Source organism: Kitasatospora sp. NPDC007106 (assembly GCF_040634455.1).
GTDB lineage: Bacteria > Actinomycetota > Actinomycetes > Streptomycetales > Streptomycetaceae > Kitasatospora > Kitasatospora arboriphila.
In genome coordinates, this window is record NZ_JBEYFP010001449.1 from 1 (window position 1) to 1054 (window position 1054).

1 protein-coding gene is annotated in these 1054 nt (G+C 73.9%); it reads left to right on the forward strand.

The window, feature by feature from the left end:
- On the forward strand, positions 1-1020 hold a 1020-nt coding region (locus ABZ641_RS39185), incomplete at its 5' end, for a PEP-utilizing enzyme (protein ID WP_359989511.1).
- Between the last annotated feature and the right edge of the window lie 34 nt (positions 1021-1054).

A 1054-nucleotide genomic window follows, 5' to 3' on the forward strand; every position in this document is an offset into this window, starting at 1 on the left:
GGCGTTCAGGACGTCCAGGAGGTCCGGGGCGTTCAGGACGTCCACGGCGAGGGCGCAGCGGACGCCGAGGAGCAGGACTTCCTGGACGGGCTGGTGGGGCTCGCGGGCGGGGAGCGGGCGCGCGACGCCGTCGAGGACTACCTCGACCGGTACGGCATGCGCTGCGTCGGCGAGATCGACATCACCAGGCCGCGCTGGCGCGAGCGCCCCGCCACGCTCGTGCCCGTGATCCTCGACCACGTCAGGAACTTCGAGCCGGGCGCCGCCGAACGGCGCTTCGAGCAGGGGCGGCGGAAGGCGCAGGAGAAGGAACGGGACGTGCTGTCGCGCCTGCGCGCCCTGCCGGACGGCGAGCGGAAGGCCGAGGAGACCAAGCGGATGATCGACCGGGTCCGCACCTTCATCGGGTACCGGGAGTACCCGAAGTACGGCATCATCAGCCGCTACGCCGTCTACAAGCGGGCCCTGCTGGCGGAGGCCGACCGCCTCGTGCGGGCGGGCGTGCTCCCCGAGCGGGAGGACGTCTTCTACCTCACCTTCCAGGAGTTCCACGACGCCGTCCGCTCGAACCGGGTGGACGGACGGCTCGTCCGGCAGCGCAAGGAGGCGTTCCGGTCGTACCACGCGCTCACCCCGCCCCGGGTGCTCACCTCGGACGGCGAGGCCCTCACCGGGGCGTACCGGCGCGACGACGCGCCGGCCGGCGCCCTGATCGGCGTGCCCGTCTCGGCCGGCACCGTCGAGGGGAGGGCCCGCGTCGTCCTCGACCTGGCGGACGCCGAACTCGAAGCGGGCGACATCCTGGTCACGACCTTCACCGACCCCAGCTGGTCGCCGCTGTTCGTCGGGATCGCGGGCCTGGTGACCGAGGTGGGCGGCCTGATGACGCACGGCGCGGTGATCGCCCGGGAGTACGGCCTGCCGGCCGTGGTGGGCGTGGACCGGGCCACCCGGCTGATCCGGGACGGGCAGCGGATCCGCGTGCACGGCACCGAGGGGTACGTGGAGGTCCTGCCCTGACCGGAACGCCGGGACGGCCCGTCCGCCGCCCGGC